This window comes from Frigoribacterium sp. Leaf415 (assembly GCF_001424645.1).
Lineage (GTDB): Bacteria > Actinomycetota > Actinomycetes > Actinomycetales > Microbacteriaceae > Frigoribacterium.
This window is the reverse complement of sequence record NZ_LMQR01000001.1, coordinates 2622424-2646354: the sequence shown is the minus strand read 5'-3', so window position 1 is coordinate 2646354 and position 23931 is coordinate 2622424. Positions and strand designations below refer to the sequence as shown.

Below are 23931 nucleotides of genomic sequence, written 5' to 3'. Positions count from 1 at the left end.
GCTTCTTCCATCGATGCCGTGCAGCAAGAGATCATCGAGTCCTTCACGCAGGTGGACTCCAACGTAGGTGTGCACAAAACTGGATACTTCAACCACACATACACCCCTGACCTCGTGCTCCAGTGGCCGGGGCAAAAAGCCGAAAGGCACGTGTTCCTCCGAGCGTCTGACAACGAGGGCTACCTGCGAGAAGACATCGACCTCCTGGGAGATAAGGACCCGATTTTCGTGCCGCTCAACGGGTTGAGCGACCGAGACGAGGAGCAGCTCACCCATGCGTCGGAAGACGGGTCCGTCGCAACCCTTGAAACGGCCTCTCGGACCGCTCGCGCGCTCATTACAGAGCCGCGCAGTATTCGAGCCCTGGGTGAGACGACGCCGCAGGTCCAACGAATTAAATCACTTTCAGCCCGGGCAGTCCTGCAGGGAGGGGCAGGCGTCATCAGCCCGGAGTTCGCGAGCTCGTTCAACGAAGCAATAGCCGGCGGCTTCAGAGGAGCGCTTCTTGGAGACGAGGCTGCCACAAGCGACGCCGTGCGACTGACCTTCGACGTGCTAGATGAAACAAGAACAGCGCAGCTCAACGAACTGCTGCAGGCCGCTTGGGTCGGTGGTGGACAAGTCAGCTCGTCCTTCCCTGGTGTTGGCTTCCCCGGCAGTGCCCTAGAGCCCGAAGCGCTGCTCCTACTTCTCGACACAGTGAGTGTCGATGACAACGAGTTCTGGCAGCGACTCGCTCGCAATTTAGAGATGAAGCATTTCTCTGGCTTGACGATTGCTGGCCAGAACGAAGGTTTTCAGCAGCTCATGCGAGCCGCAGCGCCGCGTCTGCGTGCAAAGGCGGCCAGGACTGTAGGCGTAGATGCCTCTGCGAATGCCTCCGCGGCTGTATGGGCACTAAACAAAGGGGTGCTCTCGCTAGGGCTGGGCCGTGCCCGTCTCGACTTCGCAGCTCGAAGCGTCACAGATTTTGGTGCAGAAGGCTATGAGGCGTCTCCGTCAGTTCGAGCGTTCGTGAAGCGGGCGAAAGGCGCGGAGCTCGACGTTCGGCGCGTTGTCCTCAGCGACGGCGACCGAAGCCTCGAGTACGTCAGCGAGGACGGAACATCCGTTGTGGACGACGCTCGCATTCAGAGTATCGCCGAGGACTTCGACGGCTCCACCGTGGCAAGAGCAGTTGTGGCCGTGGAAGGCCGCGACCTCGGCATCGCCTTCGATTCGTCGACTGGCTCCGGGCACACGCGCTCAATTTTCTATGTGTCGACACTTGCGCAGGCACTTCTGCCGCTCGTCGTCGACCTCAGCGCGGAAGAGGTCAGTGAGCTACGGGACTTGTTTGAGGGGGACGAAGGCGACGAGTAATGCTGCCTGACAGGACGGCTGCCCCGAGGGGCGGCCGTCCTTGTGCTCAGGAAGGGTTAGGGGGCTACCTCACCAGTAGGTCGAGGAGGTTGTCGGCAGCGTTGGCGGCGGCAGGGCTTATGGACAACACCTGCCGGGCCTCGCTCAGGGAGAACACGGCTTTGCTATCAATGTCCGAGTCATCACTCAGAATCAGGTCACGCAGGGCGGAGTGGGCTTCTTCACGCGGCGCGTTTTGGTTAGTTGTGTCGTATGCCCGCAGGGCTTGCTTGGCGCGGGTAAGGGTCGCGCTGTCTCGGCTCATAGCTCCCGAGGCTAAGCCGGAACGATGCACCGACGCGGGAGCGACTTAGACCCCGGCCGTGGGAGTCCGAGGATCAGGTGAGGCAACGGGGTGGATTCTGCGCCGGCCGATCTCGACGTGCCCGCTGGCAGTGCCGCCGATCCCGGGTACGTTCGGTGTCTGGCAGGTCCGTTGGGACCGTGCCGCGCCTCTCGGCTACGTCTTCTCGAGCCCCGAGCCGGGCGGCATCGTCAACCACTGCTACGCCCATGCCCGAGACGACGCCGGTGGCCGCCCCCGGCTACGACGAGAGAACAGTCTGAACAGCGCCGTCGAGCGGATAATTCAGCACGAGCGCGAGCTGTCGGCCCTCAAGGGCCGGCTGCACCCCGAGCCGGACGAGTGGCCGTCATGACGACGGGTAGCGTTGAGTTATAAACTAATTCGTCAGTCACCGCCCCGAAGGGCGAAACGAGCTCCAACGCCGCGGTCGTTAGGGTGAACGCCCCGACGAAGGCCGACACGGGTCGCTCCCTTCTGAGTCCGAGAGGGTCACTAGGGGCCGCCGCTAGCTTGGCTCCGGTCAGCTCTCCCCCTAAGTTGGCCGAGAGCTGCCGGGCGGTCCCTGATCCGCTGGGCAGCAGCAGCCCTCGCCTTCCGAATCCCCCCGTCGGATAAGGGCTTCTTCGTGCGCGTCAACGGTTTTTCGAGTCAGGTGCCGGCGAGAGCTCGCGTCAGATGACGGCGTAGGCGATGGACGCGACCCCGAGGAGGCCAGCCGCGCAGTGCGTCATGAGGGTGGGCGAGACTTAAGGCGATTTGCGCGGATATCCAACATGACGTTTTCGCCTCACAGAATCGCGACTCGCATCATCACTGTTCGACCGTAGGGGACGGTCCGCTGCGCGGTCCGGGGGAGTGGCTTCGCTCCCGGGGCGACGTGGGCGCAGCTGGGCAGGCGGGAGAGTCAACCGCTAGTCGTTGCGAAAGTTTGATCGCTTCCGCGAGCTCAACTGCTACCGCCACCAGGGAATCCCAGTCGCAGGGATCGACCTTGCGGGGCCGGAAAAATAGGCTTGCACGATGGTTGGCGGCACCCAATAGCTTTCAACGGCGGCGAGCGCCTCGCGGTGTCTGAGGTGTTGCATACAATTCTGGCATGTCGAACTGGAGAGCACGCAGACCGAAGAGCCGACGTCTAAAGACCCAGCTGTTCGTCCCGCTCTCGATAACGTTTGTCGGGGTTGCATTGACCTACATCACGGTCTACTGGGTGCTGATCACGAGTGGATTGGCCGAGTCGACGTTCGAGAAGGCCTTCGAACGGCTGCAAAATCTTGGGCAACAGGTTGCTATTGATAGCAGTGCCCTGATCGCCATCGCGTGGCCCGTTGTGCTGTCCCTCGTCGCAGCGGTCTTTTTCGTCAGCCGGTCAAGCGGCCCGAAACGACATTCCATCGAGCGGCGAATCGTCGCCCTGATTTCGATTGTCGTCACAGGTGTAGTGCTGAGCGCGTTGCTCTTATCTCTTGTGGGTTCGATCGGCCATCAGGCGACCGCAAACCGACTGTGGCTACTCGTCATTGCGACCCTGTTCATCGGTGCCCTGGCTTGCTGGTTAGGCAACGATGCCCTCGCGACTCGTCGTAGGCTTCGGGCGAGCGCTCGATCGGACATGCGAAAGTTCAGTCGTTTGGTTCGACGTCACCGACCCGCTGTTGGCAGCACAGTGCAGAGTGCGGGGTGGTGGCTGGTGTTGCTGCCGACAGTTGCCGTCGTCCTCACGGTTTTGGCCGTGACCACGCTGTTGGCGTGTGCCTCGGGAGCGACTTTCCAGCAAGTCGCGAGGTCGCTCGATGCACTCGCCAGCTACGGCCGGTTCGCCCTCGGGTCCGCGGTCGCCGCCGTTGTCGCGTGCGCGTTGATCGCGACACGAAGCGCAGTTTCGACCGAAGCTAACAAGCGCCGACTGCTGGGTGGCGCCGTCATCACGCTGCTTCCCTCGTCCCTGATCCCGGTCCTGTTCGCGCTTCTGCAAGAAGATGGTCCGCTGGTATGGGCGGTTCGTGGTGCGCTGATCGTCGCGGGTTGGGCGCCTCTGCTGCTAGTAGCGGTGCCTGCGCGCTCCCGCTGGTCGATCATTTGGTGTGCCCGATGCGTTCAGATGCAAGCTTTCGCCAAAGCAGCGCACGATGCTCGTCGGGACTGGGCAGCGCTCCGGGGACGTGGAATGAGGAAGGGAGCGCGGCCGCGCCCACTTCGCACGACACCACGGCAACTTCGAGAACAATGAACCGTGGCCGCTCCTGTCCTCAAAGCGAATGCCAGTTCAACTGCAAACACCGTAAGAGGGCGAATGCGCGCCTATCGAAGCCATGCACCAGTTGTAGGAACGCCGAGCTCAAGGGCCGCACGACGCCAAGCTTCTCAGAACTCCGGCCGCGCCACCACCAAAGCGCGTTCGTAGCAAAGAAGCGCTGTCAGCTGCCCAGCATGCGTCGCCGCATCAAGCCGACCAGTGCTGTGCTTCTCCCCGCGCACGAGCGGTTCCCGCTCAGCCAAACCCGGCGTGAGGAAGCGGAAGTGAGGATGCGGGTGAGTATTGCGAGCAACAGGAGGGTGTCTAGCAGGACACTGCGTTTCGAACGTCCGTCGGTACGCGTGATCGCGCTGACGGTCTACTACGCGCAGATCAAGGGACCGCTCCTGAAGTCGTTGGCACCGCTGGTCGCCGATGTGAAGAAAGGCTGCGCAGTCGTCAGCGAACGATTCGCTGGGCTTGGAAGCTCCGCTGATCTCCACTTGGCTGTGCACTCGGGTCATCTCTTATTTCGCTGAAAGGCCCCGCCAAAACGGAGCACTGTAGAGAATTCAGTCCCTTGACTAGGCAGTCGAGCAGATGCCGTCCCGCCACTGGCTGGCAAGAAGTCCACCGCGCCTCCGCTCGGGATTGCTCACGCAGCTCAGCTGCAGGTGTAGGTGACTCCGTCGACGACGTGGGTGCCCGGGCCGAGGTCCGCGCAGGTCTCGAGGAGGGTCGAGGCGCCGACGATGGCTGCGACGATGAAGGCGAGGGTGAGCAGGAGCACCACGATCGAGATGATGATGCCGGCGAGCGAGAGGCCTCGGGGCTGACCGGCTCGGCCGAGGCGGCGGAACGAGATCGTGCTCATGATGAGGCCGGCGATCGCCAGGAAACCGAAGAACGACAGTACGAAACCGGCGATCTCGAACCCCCGCGACGGACGCTGGACCGCCCCTCCGTCGGGCCCCGCCCCGGGGGCCTGCGGCACGCCCCCATACTGCTGACCTCCGTCCTGCGGCCCGCCGTACTGCTGCCCCTGCGGCCCGCCGTACTGCTGGCCCTGCTGCCCCTGCTGTCCGTTGTAGTCGCGTCCGTCAGTCATCTCGGTCCCCCGTCGTCGAGTGGTGCTGCTGCCACGACCCTACCGAGGTCCTGAGCGAGCGTCACGACCACGGCAACTTCGCGACCCCGCCCCAGGCCTAGCCGAACCTGGCCCCGACAGGGCCTGGTTGCCCCGAACCACCGACCGTAGGGTCGAAGCCATGGACAACCGAGCCGAGGTCCGCGACTTCCTCGCCACCCGCCGCGCACGCCTCTCGCCCGAACAGGCCGGCGTCGTCAGCGCGGGCGGTCAGCGACGCGTCCCCGGGCTCCGACGCGACGAGGTCGCCCGCCTCGCCGGCGTCAGCGTCGACTACTACACGCGCCTCGAACGCGGCAACCTCGGCGGCGTCTCCGACAGCGTCCTCGACGCCATCGCCCGCGCCCTCGGCCTTGACCAGGCCGAAACCGACCACCTCTACGACCTCGCCCGCGCCTCCGTTCCCTCCCGCCGCAAAGCCCCGGTCACCGGCGTGCAGAAGATCGCCCAGTCCCCGGTGCAGCACATGCTCGACGCCATGACCGGCGCCGTCGCGATGGTCACCAACACCCGCATGGACCTCGTCGCCGCCAACGCCCTCGGCTTCGCCCTGTACTCCGACATGTACCGCAGCACCCTGCGCCCCGCCAACCACTCGCGCTACATCTTCCTCGACCCGGGCGCCCACGACTTCTACCCCGACTGGGAGCGCGCGGCCAACGTCAACGTCGCCATCCTCCGCCGCGACGCCGGCCGCAACCCCCACGACGCCGGCATCGCGGCCCTCGTCGGCGAGCTGTCCATCCGCAGCGACGAGTTCCGCGCCCGCTGGGCCGCCCACGACGTCCGCCGCCACTACACCGGAGCGAAGGAGTTCGGGCACCCGGCCGTCGGCCTGCTCGAGCTGGACTTCCAGGTGATGGAACTCCAGGACACCCCCGGGCACTCGCTCACGGTCTACACGGCCGCCCCCGGCTCCGCGTCCGACGAGGGGCTGCGCCTCCTCGCCTCGTGGGCGGCGACCGAGAACGTCGTCGAACGCGCTCGGTCCGCCGACCCCGTCACCTGACCCGCGCCTCCTTCTTCTTCCCGCACCACTGGACTCACCCCCAGGAGGCGCATCCCCGCGCCCGAAAGGACCTCACCATGTCGACAGCCCGCGTCCCCACCCGCGTGCCCCGCGCCTCCGTCGCCGGAGGGCCCGTCGAGCGGCTGCCGGTGTTCTCGCTGGTCGTCCTGGCGACGATGGGGTTCATCCTCGTCGCGATGGAGACGATGCCGGCGGGCCTGCTGCCCGTCATCGCGGACGGCCTCGACACGAGCGAGGGCGCCGTGGGGCTGCTCATCAGCGCCTACGCACTCGGCACCGTGGTCGCGACCGTGCCGGCCATCACGCTCACCCGGGGGATGCGACGCAAGCCGCTCCTCCTGATCGCGATCACCGGCCTGGTCGTCGCGAACACGGTGACGGCACTCTCGCCCGTCATCGCCCTCGCCCTGGTGTCGCGGTTCGTGGCCGGCGCGTTCTCGGGCGTCATCTGGGGCATGCTCGCGGCCTACGGACGCCGGATCAGCCCGCCCGACCGTGCCGGACTGTCGCTCGCGATCGTCTCGGCGGGTGCGCCCGTCGGGTTCGCGTTCGGGACGCCGCTGGGCTCGTGGCTCGGGATGACCTTCGACTGGCGGTGGTCGTTCGGCGGGCTGACCCTGCTCGGGGTCGTCGTCTTCGCGCTCGTGGCGAGCATCGTCCCCGACGCGGCACCGGCACCCGCGGGGGCACGGCTCTCGCTCGGGCGCGTGTTCCGCATCCCGGGGATCGCCGTGATCCTCGCCGTCATCGCCGCGTGGATGCTGGCGCACAACACGATCTACACGTACGTCTCGCCGTACCTGCGGGCCGGTGGGTCGGGGCTCGGCGTCGACGTCACGCTGCTGATCTACGGCATCGCCTCGATCGGCGGGATCGTCGTCACCGGGGCGCTGCTCGACCGGCACCCGCGGGCGCTGCTGCACGGCAGCGTCGCCGTGTTCGTCGTCGCCGGGGTCGTCCTGCTCGTCGGCCACGCGTCGGTGCCGGCGGTGGTCGTCGCCGCGGTGCTCTGGGGCGTCACGTTCGGCGGGGCGTCGGCCCAGCTGCAGGCGGCTCTCACCACCGCCGGAGGCGACAACGCCGACGTCGCGAACGCCTTCCTGCCGGTGGCGTTCAATGTCGCGATCTTCTTCGCCGGCATCGTCGGCGCCGCTCTGCTGACCATGGCCGATGGCCTCGTGTTGCCCGTGCTGATGATCGGGTTCGGGGTCGTGGCGTTGGCGCTGACGGTGTACGGGCGGCGGAACGCGTTCCCCGGGACGCTCTGACCGGCAGTTCCTCGACCCGGTGGTCCGGCGGCCCGGCGGGCTGCCGGGATCACGACGACGGCGAAGGGGCTCCGCAGATCGTGCGGAGCCCCTTCGTCGAGCCGGTGTCGCCGCGGCGGTCAGCGCGGGCTGATCTTCACCGTCGCCGCGATGGTCTTCGCGGTGAGCATGGGAGGCAGGTACGGGCTGCCGTGGTACTTCGCCTCGTACGCGGCGTCGACCAGGTCGTCGGCGACGCCCGCAGCGGCCTCGAAGGTGACGTCGTGTTCTTCGCCCGCGGCGCGGATGCGTCCTGCGCCCTGCTTCATGGCGGCCTGGTACCACCGGGACGAGGTCCCGTTGTAGGCGCGGACGAAGAGCGCGTCGTCGACGACCACGGACCAGATCCAGGTGGGGGTGCCGTGGGTGACGCCGTCGTCCCGCAGGGGAGAGACGTGCAGATCGTCGGTACCGCCGATGGCGGCCAGGGTGGCGGGGTCGAAGGTGGGCATCGTGAGACTCCTTCTGAGTTCGAGGGGAGGGGGAGGGGGAGGTGCGAGACCGTTCGTCCACGGGGAGGAGGAGGCGCCCGCTCGCTGGACAGGCGCCTCCTCGGTCGTCACGGGCGGATGAGCACCTTGAGTGCCTCGCGGGAATCCATCAGGCGGTAGCCCTCGGCGATCTCCGACAGGGGCAGCTCGCGGTCGAACACCCGGCCCGGGTCGATGGTGCCGTCGAGGACCTGGGGGATGGCGGCCTCGAGGTAGGCGCGCACCGTGGCGGGGCCACCGGTGAGGGTCGCGTTCTTGCCGAACAGCGAGGTGAAGCCGACCGGCGCCTCCTCGTATTGGGGCACGCCGACGCGGCTGATGGTGCCACCGGGACGGACGATGCCGTAGGCCTGCTCGTAGGCGGGCATGTGCCCGACGGCCTCGAGGACGACGTGCGAGCCCTCGCCGCCGGTGATCTCCATGACCTTCGCGACACCCTCGTCACCGCGTTCGGCGACGACGTGGGTGGCGCCGAACTCGCGGCCGAGGTCGGTGCGGGCGGTGTGGCGGCCCATGAGGATGATCGTCTCGGCACCGAGCTGCTTCGAGGCGAGGACGGCGGAGAGCCCGACGGCGCCGTCGCCGATCACGGTGACCGTCGTGCCCGGGCCGACCTGCCCCTGCACCGCGGCGTGGTAGCCCGTGAGGTAGACGTCGGACAGGGTCAACAGGCTCGGCATGAGCGCCTCGTCCGTGCCGGCAGGGACCTTGACGGCGGTGCCGTCGGCCTCGGGGACGATGAGCTTCTCGGCCTGGGTCGCCGAGGGCGCACCGTCGAAGAAGCCGCCGTGCACGCACGAGGTGGTGATGCCGTCACGGCAGAACGGGCAGGTGCCGTCCGACCAGGCGAAGGGCACGATGACGGTGTCGCCGACGGAGAGGGTGCGGACGTCCGCACCGATCTCCTCGACGACGCCGATGGCCTCGTGGCCCATGCGGCGGCCCTCGGGGGTGTCACCGAGGTCGTGGTACGGGTGCAGGTCCGAGCCGCAGACGCAGGCGTAGGTGACGCGGATCAATGCCTCGGTGGGCTTCTGGACGACGGGGTCGGGGACTTCTTCGACGCGGACGTCGCCGGCGCCGTACATGACTGTTGCCTTCATGGTGTTCCTTTCAGGGGTGTCGAGTCGGGCTCGACGGTAGGCGGGGCGCCACGAGGCAGGGAGGCCCGCTCAGGGCCTCCCTGCCTGGGCACGGGTGGTCGGCGGAGGCATCGGAACCAGTGCCGGTGCCGGCCGGGGTCAGCGGACGCGGGTCCAGGTGCCGTGCAGCTGCACGAACTCGCCACCGATCACCGAGCTGGCCATGCATGCACCGTTCGTGTAGTCCTCGATGTGGGTGACGTGGTCGCCCGAGTCGGGCTCGGTCCAGCGCACGACGTGCAGGCCGTCACGGAGCTTCGTGGTCGTGTACTCCATGGTCTGCTGGCGGCCCTCGATTGCACCGCCCGTGACGAGGAACGAGACCTGGGTCTCGGTGTCGAAGGTGATCTCGACGGTGAAGTGGCCGAGGGGGGTGTCGGGGCCGAGGTCGGCGAGCCAGGTCTGTCCGACGCTGGGGAGGGGTGCGGCGATGTCCATGGGATGTCCTTCTCTGGTGGTGGTGGTGGTGGTGGTGCTGGTGGGTCGGGGAGCGGGGATCTGGTGGGTCAGAACTCGAGGACCAGACGGCCTCGGACGCCGCCCTGCTCGAGCCGGGCGTGGGCGGTCGAGGCGTCGGCCGCCGGGAGGGTGCCGGCGACACGGGTCGCGATCTCACCTCGGTCGGCCAGCTGCGCGAGGGCGCTGATGACGTCGTGTCGACGGTGGGACCGCATCACGTACGACGAGAAGACGCGGACGCCGCGACCGGGGGTGCTGTCGGTCGGGAGGTAGAAAGCCGCCTGTCCACCATCGCGGACGGCGCCGAAGACGGACTCGCCGACGATCGCCGGGTCGGCGAGGGCGTCGGCGCCACGGCCGTCGGTCAGGGCGAGGACTCCGGCGGCGAAGTCCTCGCCGCGGTCGATGACGTGGGTCGCCCCGAAGCCCCGGACGAGTTCCGCTTCCGCCTCGGATGCCGAGGCGATGACGGTGACGCCCCGGCGGGCGGCGAGCTCGACGAGGTAGCCGCCGACGGCTCCGGTGGCACCGGTCACGGCGAGGGTCGAGCCGGGGCCGAGTGTGAGGTGCTCGAGCGTGATCTCGGCGGTCAGGGCGTTGGAGAGGAACGACGCACCCTCGACGAACGTGAGGTCGCCGGGCAGCCGGGTGACCGACTCCGCCGGGAGGACGACGTGTTCGCTGTAGCCTCCGTGGCTGCCCTCGGGGACCACGAACCCGATGACCGCATCACCGAGCTGCCAGCCCTCGTCGGTGGCGAGGTCGTCGCCGAGCTCGTCGACGACGCCGGTGACGTCCGTTCCGGGGACGACCGGTTCGACGACGGCGCCGTCGTTGCCGGCGAAGCCGCCGGAGCGGATGATCGTGTCGACCGGGTTCACGGCCGCGGCGCGGACGCGGATGCGGACCTCTCCGGGCCCTGCGTGGGGCTCGGGGACGTCCACGGGGTGGAGGACGCTCGGTCCTCCGAATTCGGTGAGGCCGATGGCCTTCATGGTGTCCTCCTGTCGCCACCGGAAGAGGATCTTCCGGTGTCGTGAGATCACGTTGCCACTCGGATGCGACGCTCCACAGGGGAAGGAAAATGACCCCCCAACCCGCCTCGCTCTTCTTCATCGGCGGTCGATGCGTCGCCGTGGGGGTCTGGCAGGATCGGCGCATGGCAGCGGAACCGAAATGGCGAGAGCTCGGCGACTTCCTCCGTGCCCGGCGAGCGGAATTGCAGCCCCACGACCTCGGTCTGACGGAGGACGAACACCCCCGACGCGTCCCCGGCCTCCGCCGCGAGGAGGTCGCGCGGGCCGCCTCCATCAGCACGGATTACTACACGCGTCTCGAGCAAGGACGACTCCCGGCGTCGGCGCCCGTGCTCGACGATCTCGCTCGGGTCCTTCGGCTCAGCCCGGATGAGCGGGCTTACCTGGCCGGACTGGCCGGGAAGGTCCTGCCCGACGACGCGCCTCCTGTGTCGGTGGGAGTCGCCCCCTTCGTCCTGAGGATGATCGACGACCTCGGCGCCACGCCCGTCTTCGTCATGGGCCCCCGGACCGAGATCGTCGCGTGGAACTCCATGGCGGCGTCCCTCATCACCGACTTCTCGGCCGTCCCCGAGGACGAGCGGTACTTCATCCGCCTGCTGTTCACCGACCCGGCCCTGCGCACCCTGTACACGGACTGGCTCGGGGTGGTCGACCTCGCCCTCGCGCAGCTGCGGATGGACAGCGCTCGGGACCCGGAGGACCCGCGGCTCCGGGCGCTGATCGCCGAGCTCGTCGACCTCGGCACCGAGTTCGAGGGGCTGTGGACGGCGCACGAGGTGGCGACGCGCGGCACGGGCACCAAGGTGTTGCGGCATCCCGTCGTGGGGGAGCTGACGCTCGACTGGGGAGCCCTCGATGCCGGAGGCGGCCACACGGCCATCGTCTGGACGGCGGAACCCGGGTCGCCCTCGCAGGAGGGGCTGAGGCGCCTCGCCGACCTCGGCGGTGCTGGACGACGTTCGTGATCAGCGGTGAGCTTCGCGCGAGCGGTCGACCCGCACCGCGCCTCCTCGGTGTCCAGACCCCAGGAAGTCGCCGAGACCCCTGCTCGCGAGTGCGGGTCTCGGCGACTTCCTGGGGTCTCGGCGTCACCGCCCACCTATCACCCCGCGGCGCGACGCCTTACCCCCGCCGCAGCACCTTCGCCATCGGGCGGCCGCGCGCGACCTCGTCGACGAGCTTGTCGAGGCGGCGGATGTTCGCGGTCAGCTCGTCGTCGAGGGTCTCGATGCGGACACCGCAGATGACCCCGGTCACGAGTGAGGCGCGGGGGTTGAGGTCGGCGCCGGCGAAGAAGTCTCGGAAGGTGGTGCCGTCGGCGACGTGCTGGTCGATCTGCTGCTGGTCGTAACCGGTCAGCCACGTCACGACCTCGTCGACCTCGGCCTTCGTGTGGCCCTTGCGCTCGACCTTGGCCACGTACAGGGGATGGACCCTGGCGAACGGCATGTCGTCCAAGCGACTCATGCCGGAATCGTACGCGGGCCGGTCGACCGGCACCGCGCCTCCTCGGCTCAGACCCCAGGAAGTCGCCGAGGCCCCTGCTCGCGAGTGGGGGTCTCGGCCAACGTGGTGGCCGACCTAGGGTGAGGTCGTGCCCTACGAACCGGACGCGACCGCAGCGGCGGCCGACGACGCGTAGCCCTTCGCTCATCGGCTCGCCGATCGCTTCGTTGACGACTACGTGCCCGGGATCACGCTCGAGCACGGCTCGTACCGCATCACGGCGGCGGAGATCGGTGTCTCGCGTCAAAGGTGCGCCCCGCGAGCCCAAGAACACCAGGAAGGGTGCCGCGGCAGTGAGCGTTCGACGTCCCGCGAGCGAGGCAACCTGTGGAACTAGATATTTCTCATTTGTCACAGTTAGTGTGAAATGAGATCGCCGCACAGTCGCGGCGACGTGAGGAGGAAAGATGAAAGACGTCACCTCGATCGCAGGTGTCTTCATTGCTACTGCGGGGCTCGTTCTGGCTGCGCTACCTGCACATGCTGTGGAGCCCTCGACGAGCCTCGGGGTAGATCATCCAGCGAGTACCGCGAGGGCCATACCTTCGCTCGGGGACATCGAGCTTCATGTCAGTCCTCGCGGTGCGGGCCTAGTGAAGTCGGGCCCTGGTACCGACCTGTGGTCACTGGGTGACGGCCGGGCAGTCGTCACAACATTCGACGCCGATCAACCTGCAGCCTTGTACGGCTCCATTCCCGAAGCAACGTCCGGAGAATCGGCTTTCGAGTTCGACCTGACTCTGGATGACACTTCTGCTGTTCTCGAGCTCGACGAGCGCGGGACTGTCTCTGTCGAGACTGCCGATGGCGCTCTCGTGAACCGTTTCTCGGCCCCTGTCGCCACGAGCTCAACTGGCGCCGTCGTGGAAGGCCGATACGAGATCCACGGCAGCGTGCTGCGAGTGGTCATCGACTCTCCGGCTCACGCCGGCGACGTCACCGTGCAGGCATCGCTCGAGTGCAACGCAGGCTTCTGCACCAGCGTCATGACCCGTGCCGAGACCCGCGCTGTCGCCAACGGCGACTACGCCGTGGCGATGGCAGTCATCGCCCTGGCTTGCGGACCTGCTGGTGGGTTCTGCGGCCTGGCTATGACCTATCTCGTTCAGCAGGCAAAATCAGCGGTGAACAAAGGCGTGTGCGTCGGCGTGCGCAAGAGCCATGTGTCCCCGGTCGCCTGGATCGTGCACGAGTCCTGCAGGAGGTAGCAGCCATGGCTGAAACTCGCGACGTCGACGCGACGCCAGGCGCCTGGCGGTACGCGCCAGGAGCACGGGGTGGTCTGCTCGTCGCCGTGATAGGAATCGCGGCTCTGGTGGTCGTCAACCAAATGGCGGTCGACAGAACGGTTTCCGGTGACTCCTCACGCGGCCTGACGACTCTTGGCGCCGTCCTCGGGTTCCTCGTGGTTGCGTTCGTTGCCAGACTGGTCCCGCTCGGAGAGCACCCTCTCCGGCGCGATGTCGGCCGTCGTTTCGGGGCTGCCATCTACTTGTCGGCCCTGGCCGCTGCCCTCGTCGCCGTACTCGTGGGCGACATCCTGCTGACCGGGTTCTGCGTGGTCGGTCTCGCGCTTCTCGCGGGACTCGTCGTGACCCGTCGGGTGCCGGCACACGACGAGACGTCCTGATTCGAACGGGTGCGCGTCGTGACGACGCGACCACCGCAGGAGGCGCGGTGCCGGTTCGAACCGCACCGCGCCTCCTCGGTGTTCAGACCCCAGGAAGTCGCCGAGACCCCTGCTCGCGAGTGGGGGTCTCGGCGACTTCCTGGGGTCTCGGCCGACCTAGGGTGAGGTCGTGCCCTATGAACCGGACGGGACCGCAGCGGCGGCCGACGACACCTCGCCCTTCGCTCATCGGCTCGCCGAGCGATTCCTCGACGACTACGTGCCCGGTCTCACGCTGGAGCACGGCTCGTACCGCGTCACGGCGGACGAGATCGTCGACTTCGGCCGCCGGTTCGATCCACACGACATGCACGTCGACGCCGAACGGGCCGAGGCGACGCCCCTGGGTGGGCTCGTGGCCAGCGGCTGGCACACCACCGCCGTGATGATGCGCTTGATGGTCGAGTCGTACCTCAACCAGGCGGCCAGCGTCGCGTCACCCGGCGTCGACGAGTTGCGCTGGTCGGTGCCCGTCCGGCCCGACGACGTGCTCGGAGCCCGGTTCACCGTCGTCGACTCTCGCCGTTCGGCGTCCCGTCCCGACCGGGGCGTGGTGCGCACCCGGATCGAACTCGTGAACCAGCACGATGTGACCGTGATGACCCAGGTCATGACGAACCTGATCTTGCGCCGCCCCGACGCGTAAGCATTCGGTGCAGGGTGACGACCCGCGCCTCCGTGTCGCACCGCCGACCGGACATCGCACCGTCCACATCGGCGGTGCGATGTTCAGTCGGCGGTGCGACAGGGGGCGTCACCGCCGGCTGCGCGGTGGTCAGCCCTCGGGGTGGAGGCTCTCGTCGGCGGCGGACGTCGTCCACGAGGTGAAGTGCACGGTGAGGTCGGCGCGCGAGGGGGCGCAGCAGAAGGGGCCGGCGCTCGCCGCGGCGTCGGGGGCGAGCGGGGCCACCCGCACCAGACGCCAGGGCTCGGCGTCGACGCGGGCCCGCACGGTGAGCGCGTCTCCCGATCGGCTGGCGCGGATCGTGACGGTGCGGCCGGTCCAGTCGACCGGCGAGAGCGACCAATCCGACTGGCCCCGCGTCACGACGGCGCCGAGGCTCTGCTCGCCGTCGCTGAGCTCGACCCCGGCCTTGACCCAGGTCTCGGGGTCGACCGAGACGAAGATCCCGGCCTGGTCGAACTGGGCCGAGAAGTCGAGCACGAACGACACCTCCATCGCGGTGCCCTGCGGGAAGGGCGCGACCAGGGCGTGCTCGGTGTCGTGCACGAACCCGTACGACGTGATGCGCCAGGCGTCGCTGCCCTCGGCCGCCGTGACGCGCATGCCGTCGTCGGCGACGTCGACGGCGGTCGGCTCGGTGGTCCAGGTGCCGGTGGTCCAGGGGATGTCGGTCATGGCGTCCTCGTGCTCGATGGTCGTCGGGGGTGGCGTCGGTGCCGGCGTCAGCGCTCGTGCGTCGGGGCGTCGCCGGCCTCGAGGGCGGCGTGCTGCCTCTCGACCCGGCGGTTCACGGCCATCGTCCGCAGCCCGACCACGATCGAGAACGAACCACTGATGATCATCAGCACGCCCACGAGGTCACTTCCGCCCCGCGTCAGCAACGCGCCGCACACGACCACGCCGGCGGAGAGGATGAGCTGCAGGGTCGTCCACGTCGTCGTCATCCCTCGACCCTACGAGCCCCCGGCCGCGAACGGCTCGCCCGCGCGGCGGAGCGAGCCGACGACCCGAGGAGGCGCGGTGCCGGATCGAACCGCACCGCGCCTCCTCGGGGTGGCGTGGGCTCAGACCCCAGGAAGTCGCCGAGACCCCTGCTCGCGAGTGCGGGTCTCGGCGACTCAGCCGGCGTCCGAGCCGGCGTAGTCGGCGTCGGTGATGCGCTCGAGCCAGGTGGTGGTGGTCGCCGGGTCGTCGGCTGCTTCGAGGATGGCGATGTGCTCCATGAAGCTGCCCTCGGAGGCGGCGTGGAAGTGCTCCTCGCCGGGAGCCACGAAGATCGTCTGCCCGGGGTGGACGTCGACGACCTTCCCGTCACGGGTGCCGAATCGCGCGACGCCCTCGGTGACGTACAGGAACTGGCCTCGGGCGTGGTGGTGCCAGGCGGTCCGCGCGCCGGGCGCGAAGCGCACCTTCGCGACCGTCGTGCGCTGGTCGTCGGTCTGCGGGGTGGCGATGGGGTCGAGCCACACCTGGCCCGGGAACTGCTCGTCGGGGTTGAGGGTCGTGGGCTGCGGGGGCAGGATCTGCACGGGGTTCCTTACTTGTCGTCGGTGTCGTCGTCTGCGTCGTCGGTGAAGAGGGCCTTCGCGACGCCCATGGCGGCCATCCCGCGGGGCCAGCCGGCGTAGAGCGTCACGTGCGTGATCGCCTCGACGAGCTCGTCCCGGGTGACGCCGTTCTCGACGGCTCGGCCGAGGTGGAACTTCAGCTGCTCGGTGTTGCCGCCGGCGGTGAGCACCGCGACGGTGACGAGGCTGCGGTCGCGCGCCGACAGCTCGGGGCGGTTCCAGACGTCGGCGAAGAGGACGTCGTCGGTGAGCTCGGCGAGCTTGGGGGCGAAGTCGCCGAAGAGCGCGCGCCCTCCGCCGACCTGGACGGGCTGATCTGACATGGCTGCGCTCCTGGTGGTGGGTGTCGGGACTGGGATGTCCGGTGCCGGACGCCGGCTCCGGGCGACGAGGTGTCTGCCGGGCCGGGTCGTGCTCGACGCTAAGCCGATCGGGGCGGGGCAGGGAGGCCCCGCCAGGGTCACCCTGCCCGACACGCACGCGAGAGGAATGCCGCTCGGGGCGACGCGACCACCGCAGGAGGCGCGGTGCCGGTCCGACGGACACCGCGCCTCCTGCGGGCGGTCGCGCCTCGCGGCGCCGGTGTCGCACCGCCGAACGGACATCGCACCGCCCAATTCGGCGGTGCGATGTCCATCCGACGGTGCGACGGGCGGTGCGGCGGGCGGTGCGGCGGGCCGCTACTTGCCGGCGGCCTCGTTGTACGACGCGATCTGCTTCGCGGCCGACTTCTCGGCGTCGGCCATCGTGCTCTCGACGTCGGCACCCTCGACGACCTGGTTGAAGGCGCCGATGACGGTCGCCCGCACGCTCGGGAACGCCCCGGTGACGCACCCGGCGGCGGCGACGCTCGTCGCGTTGTCGGCGAGCTGCGCGTACATGGTGGCGACGTTGGGGTCGGTGAGCGACTGCTTGCCGACAGCGGTGTCGGCGGCTCCGGTGTTCATCGCGAGGTAGCCGGTGGCCTTCGCCCACTCGGCCTGGACCTCGGGGGTCTGCAGCCACTCCGCGAACTCGTACGAGGCGCGCTGCTCGGCGTCGGAGTGTCCCTTGCCCGAGATCCAGAGGGCGTTGCCGCCGATGACCTGACCGGCATCGGCCGAGTCCGCCGTCGTCGGGAACGTCGCGACGACCGACTTCGTGCCGTCGGGGTCGACGGTCGTGTACGCGCCGGACGACGTCAGCAGCATGCCGACGCGGTCGCTCGAGAAGGCGCTGTTCTGCGCGGCCGAGTCGGTGCCGGGGTTGAGGGCCGAGCCGTCCTGGTAGAGCTTCTGCAGTCGCGTCATGAAGTCGAGCTGCGTGTCGGTGGTCAGCGAGACACCGTCGACCGGGTCGGAGCCGCGGCCGTTGTCGGGCGTGCAGAAGTCCTCGCCACCCGAGGCCGAGAGCTCCTCGAGCATCCACGAGTCGGCCATGTTCATGCTCATGCCGTAGCCGCCGGTCGCGGCGTGGATGGCCTCCGCCCAGGTGGCGACCTCGTCGAGCGTGGTCGGCGGGTCGGTGACGTCGAGGCCGGCCTTCTCGACGAGGGCCTTGTTCAGGTACAGCACCGGCATCGACACCGAGAACGGCATGGCGGCCAGGCCGTCGGCCCCGGAGTAGTACTGCGCGGCGGCCGGCGCGATCGCGTCGGGGTCGAACGAGTCGTCGTCGGCGGTGAAGGTCGAGACGGGCACGGTCTGCTGCGAGTCGATCATGAACCCGGTCGAGGTGTCGTTCATCATCAGCAGGTCGGGGGTCGAGCCGGACTGCACCGAGGCCGTGTACTTCGTCTGGACGTCGGCGTACGCGCCCTGGAACGACGCCTTGACGGTGATGCCGTCGTCGTTCTCGGTGTTGAAACGATCGACGAGGGTGTCGAGCTCGGTGGCGGCCGGCCCCGACATGGCGTGCCAGAAGTCGATGGTGACGGGGCCGGAGACGGTCGCCTGGTCGGAGGCCTGGCCCGAGCAGGCCGTGAGGCCGAGCAGGGTGACGGCGCCGGCGGCGACGAGGGTCAGCGTGGTGGAGCGGCGAGAGGGCATGGCTGTTCCTTCGGGGTGAGGGGAGCGAGAGGAGGGGCGGGTCGGGTCGTGCGGTGGAGCGGGGGCGAGGGAGCGGGGGAGTGGGCGAGCGGGGGAGCGGTGGGCGGGCGGGTGGTGCTACTTGAGCGCACCGGTGGTGAGGCCGCCCGCGAGGAACTTCTGGGCGACGAGGACGAGCAGCAGCACGGGCAGGGTGACCATCGCCGCGCCGGCGAGGACGACCCCCACGTCGGCGCCTTCCGACGCCGCGAGCTGGGCGATGCCGACCTGCACCGTGCGGTTCTCGGGCGAGTTCGTGACGAGCAGCGGCCAGAAGTAGCCGTTCCAGGCCGCCGTCGCGCTGACGAGCGTCACCGAGACCAGGGTGGGACGGGTGAGCGGCAACAGCATCGACCGCACGAAGCGGACGTGGCCGGCCCCGTCGAGCACCGCGGCCTCGCGCAGTTCGGCCGGGAAGCTCAGGAACGCCTGGCGGAACAGGAAGATGGTCAGGGCCGACGCCACGAACGGCAGGAAGACCACCAGCAGGGTGTCGATCAGGTGCCACGACGACACGGTCAGGTAGTTCGCGATCAGGGTCGTCTCGCCCGGGATCATCATGCTCGCGAGCAACACCAGGAAGATGGCGCGGGTGCCGCGCAGTCGGCAGAAGACGAGCGCGTACGCCGTGATGATGCCGATGGCGACCTGCAGCACGGTCTGCGCGAGGGTGACGACGACGCTGTTGACGAACTGGTGGCCCAGCGGCACCACCTGGGCCGCCCGCACGAAGTTGTCGAACCCGAGGTGGATCGGCACGAGCCCCGGCAGGCCCTCGTTCAGGTACCGCGTCGGTGTCAGTGCCCCCTCGAGGATGTAATAGAGCGGGAAGCAGACCACCACGACGGCTACCACGAGCCAGGCGTAGACGAGTCCGCTGCGGACGCGGCGGGCGGTGCTCGGGCGCATCAGTAGTTCACCCGCTTCTCGAGGATGCCGAACTGGACGAGCGAGAGGGCGAGGACGAGCACGAACAGCACGACGCCCAACGCGGCCGCGAGCCCGAAGTTGGCGCTGCCCGAACCGAAGGCCTGCTGGTAGATCGCGAAGACGAGCGTGCGAGACGAGTCGGCGGGCCCGCCGCCCGTCAGGATCTGGATCTGCCCGAACGTCGTGAGGGCCTCGACCGTGCCGGTGACGACGACGAAGAACAGCGTCGGGGTGACGAGCGGCAGCGAGATCGACCAGAACGAGCGCAGGGGCCCGGCACCGTCCAGGTGAGCCGCCTCGACCACCTCGGGGTCGATGGCCCCGAAGGCGCCGAGCAGCAACAACACGGTGAAGCCGAGCGAGCCCCAGACGGTGACCAGGATCACGCTGGCCAACGCCCAGTGCGTGCTCGTCAGGAAGGGGATCGACTCGCCGCCGAACTGCGTGATCACCGTGTTGACCAGCCCGGTGCCGGGTGACAGCATCGCCGCGAACGCGACCGAACCGGCCGAGACCGACACCACGAGCGGCGACGTGAGCAGTGCCCGGAAGACGGGCATCCCCCGCAGCTTGACGGTCAGCGGGACGACGACCAGGAGGCCGAGCACGATGCGACCGCCGACCACGCCACCGCAGAAGATCGCCGTGTTCAGCATGGTCTTGAGGAACGTCGGGTCGGTGAAGGTCGTCACGTAGTTGCGCAGGCCGACCGACCCGGCCGCCTGGCCGAAGATGTCGGTGCCCTGCGTGCTGAGCACCAGGACGCGGCCGAGCGGGTAGAAGACGAACACCGCGAACACCAGCATCGCGGGGATGAGCAGCACGATCCCGAGACGTCGATCCGAGCGAGCCCAGGCGGGCGAGGTCGGGGCGTGGCGTGCGGGCACGGTGGCGAGACCGGGCCGGACGGAGACCGTCATGAGGCAGGGCACCTTCGTTAGGGAACGTTCCCTATCCGGGAACGGAGTCAACGATGGGGCCGCCGCGAACGCAGATCAACCCGCCCGGGCGAGCTGCCGTCGACCGTTCACGCCGCGTTCAACTCGCCCCGTGCCGGAGCCCGGCCGTTCACCTCGCGGTGTGATCTGTTCACCCCACCGACCCCCGTCCGACCCGAGCGGTCGACCGTCCAGGAGGCGCGGTGACGTAGACAAGGGCCATGAGCACCCCACCCCCGTCCTCCGACCTGCGCGAGGCCGCCGAGGCTGCCGCCCGCGACGTCGCCCCCGCGCTGCTCGTGGCGTTCCGCTCGGACATGAGCGTCGCCACCAAGAGGGACGCCCACGACGTCGTCACCCTGCACGACAGTCGGGCCGAGAAGGCGATCACCCGCTCGCTGACCTCGGCTGTGCCGGGCTCCGTCGTGCTCGGCGAAGAGGGCGGCAGCACGGGCGACGCCCGGCTGCGGTGGATCGTCGACCCCATCGACGGCACGGCCAACTTCGCCCGGGGCCTGGCCTACTGGTGCGTCTCGATCGCGGCCGAGGTCGACGGTGAGATCGTCGCCGGGGTCGTCCTCGACCCCGTGGCCGACAACCTCTTCGCCGCCGACGAGCACGGGGCCTGGCTGAACGGGGTACCGCTGCGCTCGGCCTCGGCGCCCGACGAGCACTCGACCGTCGTCACGAGCTTCCCGGTGCAACGCGACGTCGACCTGCTCGGCGAGGGCGCCTTCGACCTGGTGCGCGACCTGACAGCGCGCTACCGGCACCACCACAGCCTCGGCAGCGGCGCGCTCAACCTCGCGCACGTCGCTGCCGGGTGGTCGGACGCCACCCTCGGTTTCGTCACCCACCCCTGGGACGTGGCCGCGGGCGCGCTCGTCCTCGAACGGGCGGGTGGGTGGTTCCGAGGGTTCCGGCACGGCGTCCCGGTCGAACGACCGCACGAGGCCGACGACTACGTCGCGGGCGGGGCGGGCAACGCGCACGACCACCTGGTGCGGCGCGTGCGTGAGCTGTCGGCCACGATCGACCCGGCCGCACTAGGCCGGAGCTGAGACCCCGGTCGTCGAGCCGCGCGTCACCAGGCGCGTCGGCAGCACCTCGTGCCGCTCCGTCCGGCGCCCACGCAGGCGTTCCACCACCAGTTCGACGGCCCGGGCACCCAGGCGGTCACGGGGCTGTTCGACCGTGGTCAGGTCCATCAGGGCGGCGGGCGTGGTGTCGTCGAACCCGGTGACCGCGGCGATCCCCGGCAACCGCAGCCCCGCCTCCCGGGCCGATGCGACGAGGCGGGCGGCGGTCGAGTCGTTCGCCGCGACGAACGCCGTCACGCCCTCGCCGACGTGCCGGGCGATGCGCGTCGGGTCGGCGGCGAGCCCGGAGATGTCGTCGACGTGCAGGTCGGTCGCCGACCAGAGCCGCCTCGCCGTCACCGCGTGCTCGTGGGCACGCCGGGTCGTCGACGGATGGCGGGACTCGGCGACGAAGCAGGTGCGCACGTGCCCGAGCGCCGCCAGGTGCATCATCACCTCGTGCATGCCCGACTCCTCGTCCGAGCGCACGGTGTCGACGCCCAGGCCGGCGAGCCGGTCGCCGCTCGACCCGACGACGGCCACCGGCACGTCGCGGGCCGCCGCGGCCAGTGCCTCCGACGGCAGCCGGCTGCTCAGCACGACCAGCCCGAGCACCGCGTCGCGGGCGGTCGACACGGCCGACGCGTGCAGCTCGGCCAGGCCCGACCGGAGGCGCGCCTCGTCCCGGTTCCCGTCGACGACCCGCAGCTCGAGACCGAGGGCGGCGGCCGAGGCGACCGTGCTGCGCAGCACCGCCCCGTGGAACGCCCCGGCTCCCTCGGTGACGACGACGCCCAGCACGAGGGGTGCGCCGTCGGCGCGGCGGCGGGCGAGGGCGCCGACGGGCAGCCCGAGGGCGTCGGCTGCCCGCACGGCCTGCGCACGACGCTCGGCCGAGACTCCGTCGTCCCCGCGCAGGGCGAGCGAGGCCAACGATCGCGACATGCCCGTGCGGAGGGCGACCTCGGCCAGGGTCGCCGTCACGCCGAGGTGAGCTTCCAGGTGTGCACGTGCTGCCAGGTCATCGAGTGCCACCAGCGCCCGGACCAGTCGTCGCAGGCCGTTCGGTAGAGGACGACCGTGTCGCCCGGGAAGCCGGCCGGCACCTCCTGGTCGAGTTCTCGGATGAAGTCGCCGACCTCGTCGTGCAGGTCGGGCCGCCCGTAGAGGTCGTGCGAGGCGAGCGAGAGGTGCGCCCGGTACGACGACGCGTCGTAGTCGTTGCCGAGGGGCGAGGCCATCGGGCGGCGGAAGGGTGCGACCGCCGCGTCGACGTCGGCGGCGAGGCGGACGAACTCGTCGTTGAGCGAGCCGTCGGGTCGCGTGGCCACGTCGTAGACGTAGCCGATGCCTTGCTCGCGGACGCCGGCGTTGTGGACGTCGAAGGCGGGTCTGCCGTCGAGCAGGGTGCCGAGCGCGTCGACGACCTCGGCCTCGGAGCGGCCGAAGGGTTGGCTGCCGACCAGGGTCGCGTGGGGAGGGAAGGCGCCCGCCGAGACGAGTCCGTACTGGGCGCGCAGCTGGTCGGTGACGACGGTGACGGCTCGGCAGGTCCGGGCGTCGGGGCGCAGGTAGACGCCGTAGCGGTACGGGTCGCTGTCGTCGAAGGGGCGCTTGGTGGGGGAGTCCTGGTGCATGGTGTCCGATCGGAGAGGCGTAGGGAACGTTCCCTACTCTGATCGGGAACGTTCCCGGGCGCACTCGACTGGACGGCGACCATTCGGTGAACGGCAGGTGGTCGGGGCCTGGACGTCAGCGCCTGGCCGTGGATCGGCCGGTCACCAGCTCGCCGGCGACGGCCGAGTGCAGGGTGCCGACCGAGCGACCGTCGATCTGGTCGACGACGGCGTCGATCGACGCGGCGCCGATGACCGACAGCGGCTGTCGCCAGGACGTGATGCCGAACAGCTCGGCGGCGTAGGGCATGACGCCGTCGTACCCGGTGACCGAGAAGTCGCGCGGCGCCTGCAGGCCCCGACGGTGCATCGCCTCGAGCACGCCGATCGCCCAGAGGTCGCTCGGCGCCATCAGGGCCGTGACGCCACCGAGACCCACGACGGCGTCGACGACGGGGTCGAGGGCTCGCGGGTCGGTGCCGTGTTCTTCCGAGCGGATGACGACGACGTCCGCACCGCGCGAGCGCAGCCGCCTGATCATGGCGTCGGTGCGTGCCCATTGGGTGATCGAGTTCGACCGGTCGACGGTCAGCACCGCCACCCGCCGGTGTCCCTGATCGACGAGGTGGTCGGCCAGGCCTTCTCCGCCGCCCTGTTCGTCGCAGTAGACGCTGCTGATCGAGTCGTCGACCTCGGGGCGACCCGCGACCACGGTGGGGATGCGTCGCGCGAACGGCAGGATGTCGTCGACGGGCAGCGCGCCACTGCAGACGATCAAGCCCTCGACCCGCAGCGAGACGAGCGTCTCGAGGGCCTGGCGTTCTTCGTCGATCGAGAACGAGCCGGCCCCGGTCGCCGTGACCACCCGGTAGCCGCGAGCCGAGGCCTGCAGCTGGAACGCCGTGAGCAGGTGCCCGTAGAACGGCGTCGCCGCGTCTCGGACGAAGACGCCGAGGGTGTGGGTGCGATGGGCCGACATGCCCCGGGCGTTCGCGTTGGCGACGTAGCCGAGCTCGATCGCGGCCGAGCGGACCCGGTCGGTCGTCGCCGGGGCCACGCCGTACGAGCCGGCCAACGCACGGGACACGACCGACTTCGACACCCCCGCGCGTGCGGCGACGTCGTGGATCGTCGGCACAGCTCCCAGGCCGCTCACGCCGGGCTCCCACAGCATCGAAAGGTCACCGGCCCAAAGTATCGGCTCGCGCCGTCGAACGAGCGTCGTCGCCGGTGAACTCTCGGGGCGGACCGGCGGGCGGGCGTACATCGCCGCGTAGGCGTGCCCGTGTCGCACCGCCGACTGAACGTCGCACC

The 23931-nt window shown here is 69.4% G+C and carries 28 protein-coding genes; 11 read left to right on the top strand and 17 right to left on the bottom strand.

The genetic code is table 11. The features are described from left to right. The first annotated feature begins 18 nt into the window (after window positions 1–18). The gene (locus ASG28_RS16475; protein ID WP_157485716.1) at window positions 19–1362 is read left to right on the top strand and encodes a hypothetical protein; all 1344 of its coding nucleotides are present in this window, start codon (window positions 19–21) and stop codon (window positions 1360–1362) included. 64 nt (window positions 1363–1426) lie between these two features. Here ASG28_RS16475 and ASG28_RS12265 read toward each other — a convergent pair whose 3' ends face one another. Continuing rightward, the gene (locus tag ASG28_RS12265; RefSeq protein ID WP_055975552.1) at window positions 1427–1666 is read right to left on the bottom strand and encodes a hypothetical protein; all 240 of its coding nucleotides are present in this window, start codon (window positions 1664–1666) and stop codon (window positions 1427–1429) included. Between the two features lie 130 nt (window positions 1667–1796). On the opposite strand from ASG28_RS12265, the gene ASG28_RS12260 reads away from it, so the two are divergent. The 3 genes from ASG28_RS12260 (at window position 1797) to ASG28_RS16465 (ending at window position 4483) form a co-directional block, all read left to right on the top strand. Continuing rightward, window positions 1797–2060 (top strand): hypothetical protein, encoded by a 264-nt coding sequence (locus ASG28_RS12260; protein WP_055975549.1) that lies wholly within the window; start codon window positions 1797–1799, stop codon window positions 2058–2060. Window positions 2061–2804: 744 nt separating this feature from the next. Beyond that, a complete protein-coding gene (locus tag ASG28_RS16470; protein ID WP_157485715.1) occupies window positions 2805–3938 on the top strand; it encodes a hypothetical protein in 1134 nt (377 codons plus the stop codon). Window positions 3939–4138: 200 nt separating this feature from the next. Beyond that, window positions 4139–4483, top strand: a complete 345-nt coding sequence (locus ASG28_RS16465) for a hypothetical protein (RefSeq protein WP_157485714.1) — start codon at window positions 4139–4141, stop codon at window positions 4481–4483. A 125-nt stretch (window positions 4484–4608) separates the two neighbouring features. On the opposite strand, the gene ASG28_RS12255 is transcribed toward ASG28_RS16465, so the two are convergent. Beyond that, window positions 4609–5052: a hypothetical protein gene (locus ASG28_RS12255; protein ID WP_055975546.1), complete on the bottom strand. Its 444-nt coding sequence runs from the start codon at window positions 5050–5052 to the stop codon at window positions 4609–4611. A gap of 160 nt (window positions 5053–5212) precedes the next feature. On the opposite strand from ASG28_RS12255, the gene ASG28_RS12250 reads away from it, so the two are divergent. Both ASG28_RS12250 and ASG28_RS12245 read left to right on the top strand, forming a co-directional pair. Then, entirely contained in the window at window positions 5213–6100 is an 888-nt protein-coding gene (locus ASG28_RS12250; protein WP_055975543.1) for a helix-turn-helix transcriptional regulator, read from the top strand. A 77-nt stretch (window positions 6101–6177) separates the two neighbouring features. Further along, window positions 6178–7389, top strand: coding sequence for an MFS transporter (locus ASG28_RS12245; RefSeq protein ID WP_055975540.1), 1212 nt, complete (start codon window positions 6178–6180; stop codon window positions 7387–7389). A gap of 119 nt (window positions 7390–7508) precedes the next feature. Here the strand turns inward: ASG28_RS12245 and ASG28_RS12240 are convergent, their stop codons facing one another. The 4 genes from ASG28_RS12240 to ASG28_RS12225 all read right to left on the bottom strand — a co-directional run bounded on the left by ASG28_RS12240 (window position 7509) and on the right by ASG28_RS12225 (window position 10515). After that, window positions 7509–7880 carry a DUF2255 family protein gene (locus ASG28_RS12240; protein ID WP_055975537.1) on the bottom strand — a complete coding sequence of 124 codons (372 nt, stop codon included), beginning with the start codon at window positions 7878–7880 and terminating at the stop codon, window positions 7509–7511. 107 nt (window positions 7881–7987) lie between these two features. Next, a complete protein-coding gene (locus ASG28_RS12235; protein ID WP_200925295.1) occupies window positions 7988–9022 on the bottom strand; it encodes a zinc-binding dehydrogenase in 1035 nt (344 codons plus the stop codon). A gap of 138 nt (window positions 9023–9160) precedes the next feature. Beyond that, complete coding sequence (locus ASG28_RS12230) at window positions 9161–9499, bottom strand: MoaF-related domain-containing protein (protein WP_055975532.1); 339 nt, start codon at window positions 9497–9499, stop codon at window positions 9161–9163. Window positions 9500–9567: 68 nt separating this feature from the next. Then, window positions 9568–10515 carry a quinone oxidoreductase family protein gene (locus ASG28_RS12225; protein WP_055975529.1) on the bottom strand — a complete coding sequence of 316 codons (948 nt, stop codon included), beginning with the start codon at window positions 10513–10515 and terminating at the stop codon, window positions 9568–9570. Between the two features lie 89 nt (window positions 10516–10604). Between ASG28_RS12225 and ASG28_RS12220 the strand changes: the two genes are divergently transcribed. Continuing rightward, on the top strand, window positions 10605–11525 hold the full coding sequence (locus ASG28_RS12220; protein ID WP_235477775.1) for a helix-turn-helix domain-containing protein: 921 nt from the start codon (window positions 10605–10607) through the stop codon (window positions 11523–11525). A gap of 157 nt (window positions 11526–11682) precedes the next feature. On the opposite strand, the gene ASG28_RS12215 is transcribed toward ASG28_RS12220, so the two are convergent. Next, window positions 11683–12027 (bottom strand): DUF2200 domain-containing protein, encoded by a 345-nt coding sequence (locus ASG28_RS12215; RefSeq protein WP_055975526.1) that lies wholly within the window; start codon window positions 12025–12027, stop codon window positions 11683–11685. A gap of 446 nt (window positions 12028–12473) precedes the next feature. Here ASG28_RS12215 and ASG28_RS12210 point away from each other — a divergent pair, with 446 nt between their 5' ends. From ASG28_RS12210 to ASG28_RS12200, 3 genes are all read left to right on the top strand, one after another. Then, window positions 12474–13274 carry a hypothetical protein gene (locus ASG28_RS12210; protein ID WP_157485713.1) on the top strand — a complete coding sequence of 267 codons (801 nt, stop codon included), beginning with the start codon at window positions 12474–12476 and terminating at the stop codon, window positions 13272–13274. A gap of 5 nt (window positions 13275–13279) precedes the next feature. Beyond that, entirely contained in the window at window positions 13280–13696 is a 417-nt protein-coding gene (locus ASG28_RS12205; protein ID WP_157485712.1) for a hypothetical protein, read from the top strand. A gap of 169 nt (window positions 13697–13865) precedes the next feature. Further along, on the top strand, window positions 13866–14381 hold the full coding sequence (locus ASG28_RS12200; RefSeq protein ID WP_055975517.1) for a MaoC family dehydratase: 516 nt from the start codon (window positions 13866–13868) through the stop codon (window positions 14379–14381). Window positions 14382–14510: 129 nt separating this feature from the next. Here the strand turns inward: ASG28_RS12200 and ASG28_RS12195 are convergent, their stop codons facing one another. From ASG28_RS12195 to ASG28_RS12165, 7 genes are all read right to left on the bottom strand, one after another. Next, window positions 14511–15095, bottom strand: coding sequence for a DUF1349 domain-containing protein (locus ASG28_RS12195; RefSeq protein ID WP_055975513.1), 585 nt, complete (start codon window positions 15093–15095; stop codon window positions 14511–14513). 47 nt (window positions 15096–15142) lie between these two features. Beyond that, window positions 15143–15364, bottom strand: coding sequence for a hypothetical protein (locus tag ASG28_RS12190; protein WP_055975509.1), 222 nt, complete (start codon window positions 15362–15364; stop codon window positions 15143–15145). Between the two features lie 174 nt (window positions 15365–15538). Then, complete coding sequence (locus tag ASG28_RS12185) at window positions 15539–15949, bottom strand: (R)-mandelonitrile lyase (RefSeq protein WP_055975506.1); 411 nt, start codon at window positions 15947–15949, stop codon at window positions 15539–15541. 8 nt (window positions 15950–15957) lie between these two features. Beyond that, complete coding sequence (locus ASG28_RS12180; protein WP_055975501.1) at window positions 15958–16311, bottom strand: carboxymuconolactone decarboxylase family protein; 354 nt, start codon at window positions 16309–16311, stop codon at window positions 15958–15960. Between the two features lie 357 nt (window positions 16312–16668). Further along, a complete protein-coding gene (locus tag ASG28_RS12175; protein WP_055975498.1) occupies window positions 16669–18015 on the bottom strand; it encodes an ABC transporter substrate-binding protein in 1347 nt (448 codons plus the stop codon). 117 nt (window positions 18016–18132) lie between these two features. Next, complete coding sequence (locus tag ASG28_RS12170) at window positions 18133–18963, bottom strand: carbohydrate ABC transporter permease (protein WP_055975495.1); 831 nt, start codon at window positions 18961–18963, stop codon at window positions 18133–18135. Next, window positions 18963–19904 carry a carbohydrate ABC transporter permease gene (locus ASG28_RS12165; protein ID WP_055975493.1) on the bottom strand — a complete coding sequence of 314 codons (942 nt, stop codon included), beginning with the start codon at window positions 19902–19904 and terminating at the stop codon, window positions 18963–18965. Before ASG28_RS12165 ends, ASG28_RS12170 begins: the two co-directional genes overlap by 1 nt. Before the next feature lie 239 nt (window positions 19905–20143). Here ASG28_RS12165 and ASG28_RS12160 point away from each other — a divergent pair, with 239 nt between their 5' ends. Further along, window positions 20144–20983, top strand: a complete 840-nt coding sequence (locus ASG28_RS12160; protein WP_055975490.1) for an inositol monophosphatase family protein — start codon at window positions 20144–20146, stop codon at window positions 20981–20983. On the opposite strand, the gene ASG28_RS12155 is transcribed toward ASG28_RS12160, so the two are convergent. The 3 genes from ASG28_RS12155 to ASG28_RS12145 all read right to left on the bottom strand — a co-directional run bounded on the left by ASG28_RS12155 (window position 20969) and on the right by ASG28_RS12145 (window position 23773). Continuing rightward, a complete protein-coding gene (locus ASG28_RS12155) occupies window positions 20969–21985 on the bottom strand; it encodes a LacI family DNA-binding transcriptional regulator (RefSeq protein ID WP_055975487.1) in 1017 nt (338 codons plus the stop codon). The two genes, ASG28_RS12160 and ASG28_RS12155, sit on opposite strands and share 15 nt — an antisense overlap. Continuing rightward, the gene (locus ASG28_RS12150; protein WP_055975483.1) at window positions 21982–22638 is read right to left on the bottom strand and encodes a hypothetical protein; all 657 of its coding nucleotides are present in this window, start codon (window positions 22636–22638) and stop codon (window positions 21982–21984) included. Before ASG28_RS12150 ends, ASG28_RS12155 begins: the two co-directional genes overlap by 4 nt. Window positions 22639–22753: 115 nt before the next feature. Continuing rightward, window positions 22754–23773, bottom strand: coding sequence for a LacI family DNA-binding transcriptional regulator (locus ASG28_RS12145; RefSeq protein ID WP_055977566.1), 1020 nt, complete (start codon window positions 23771–23773; stop codon window positions 22754–22756). Between the last annotated feature and the right edge of the window lie 158 nt (window positions 23774–23931).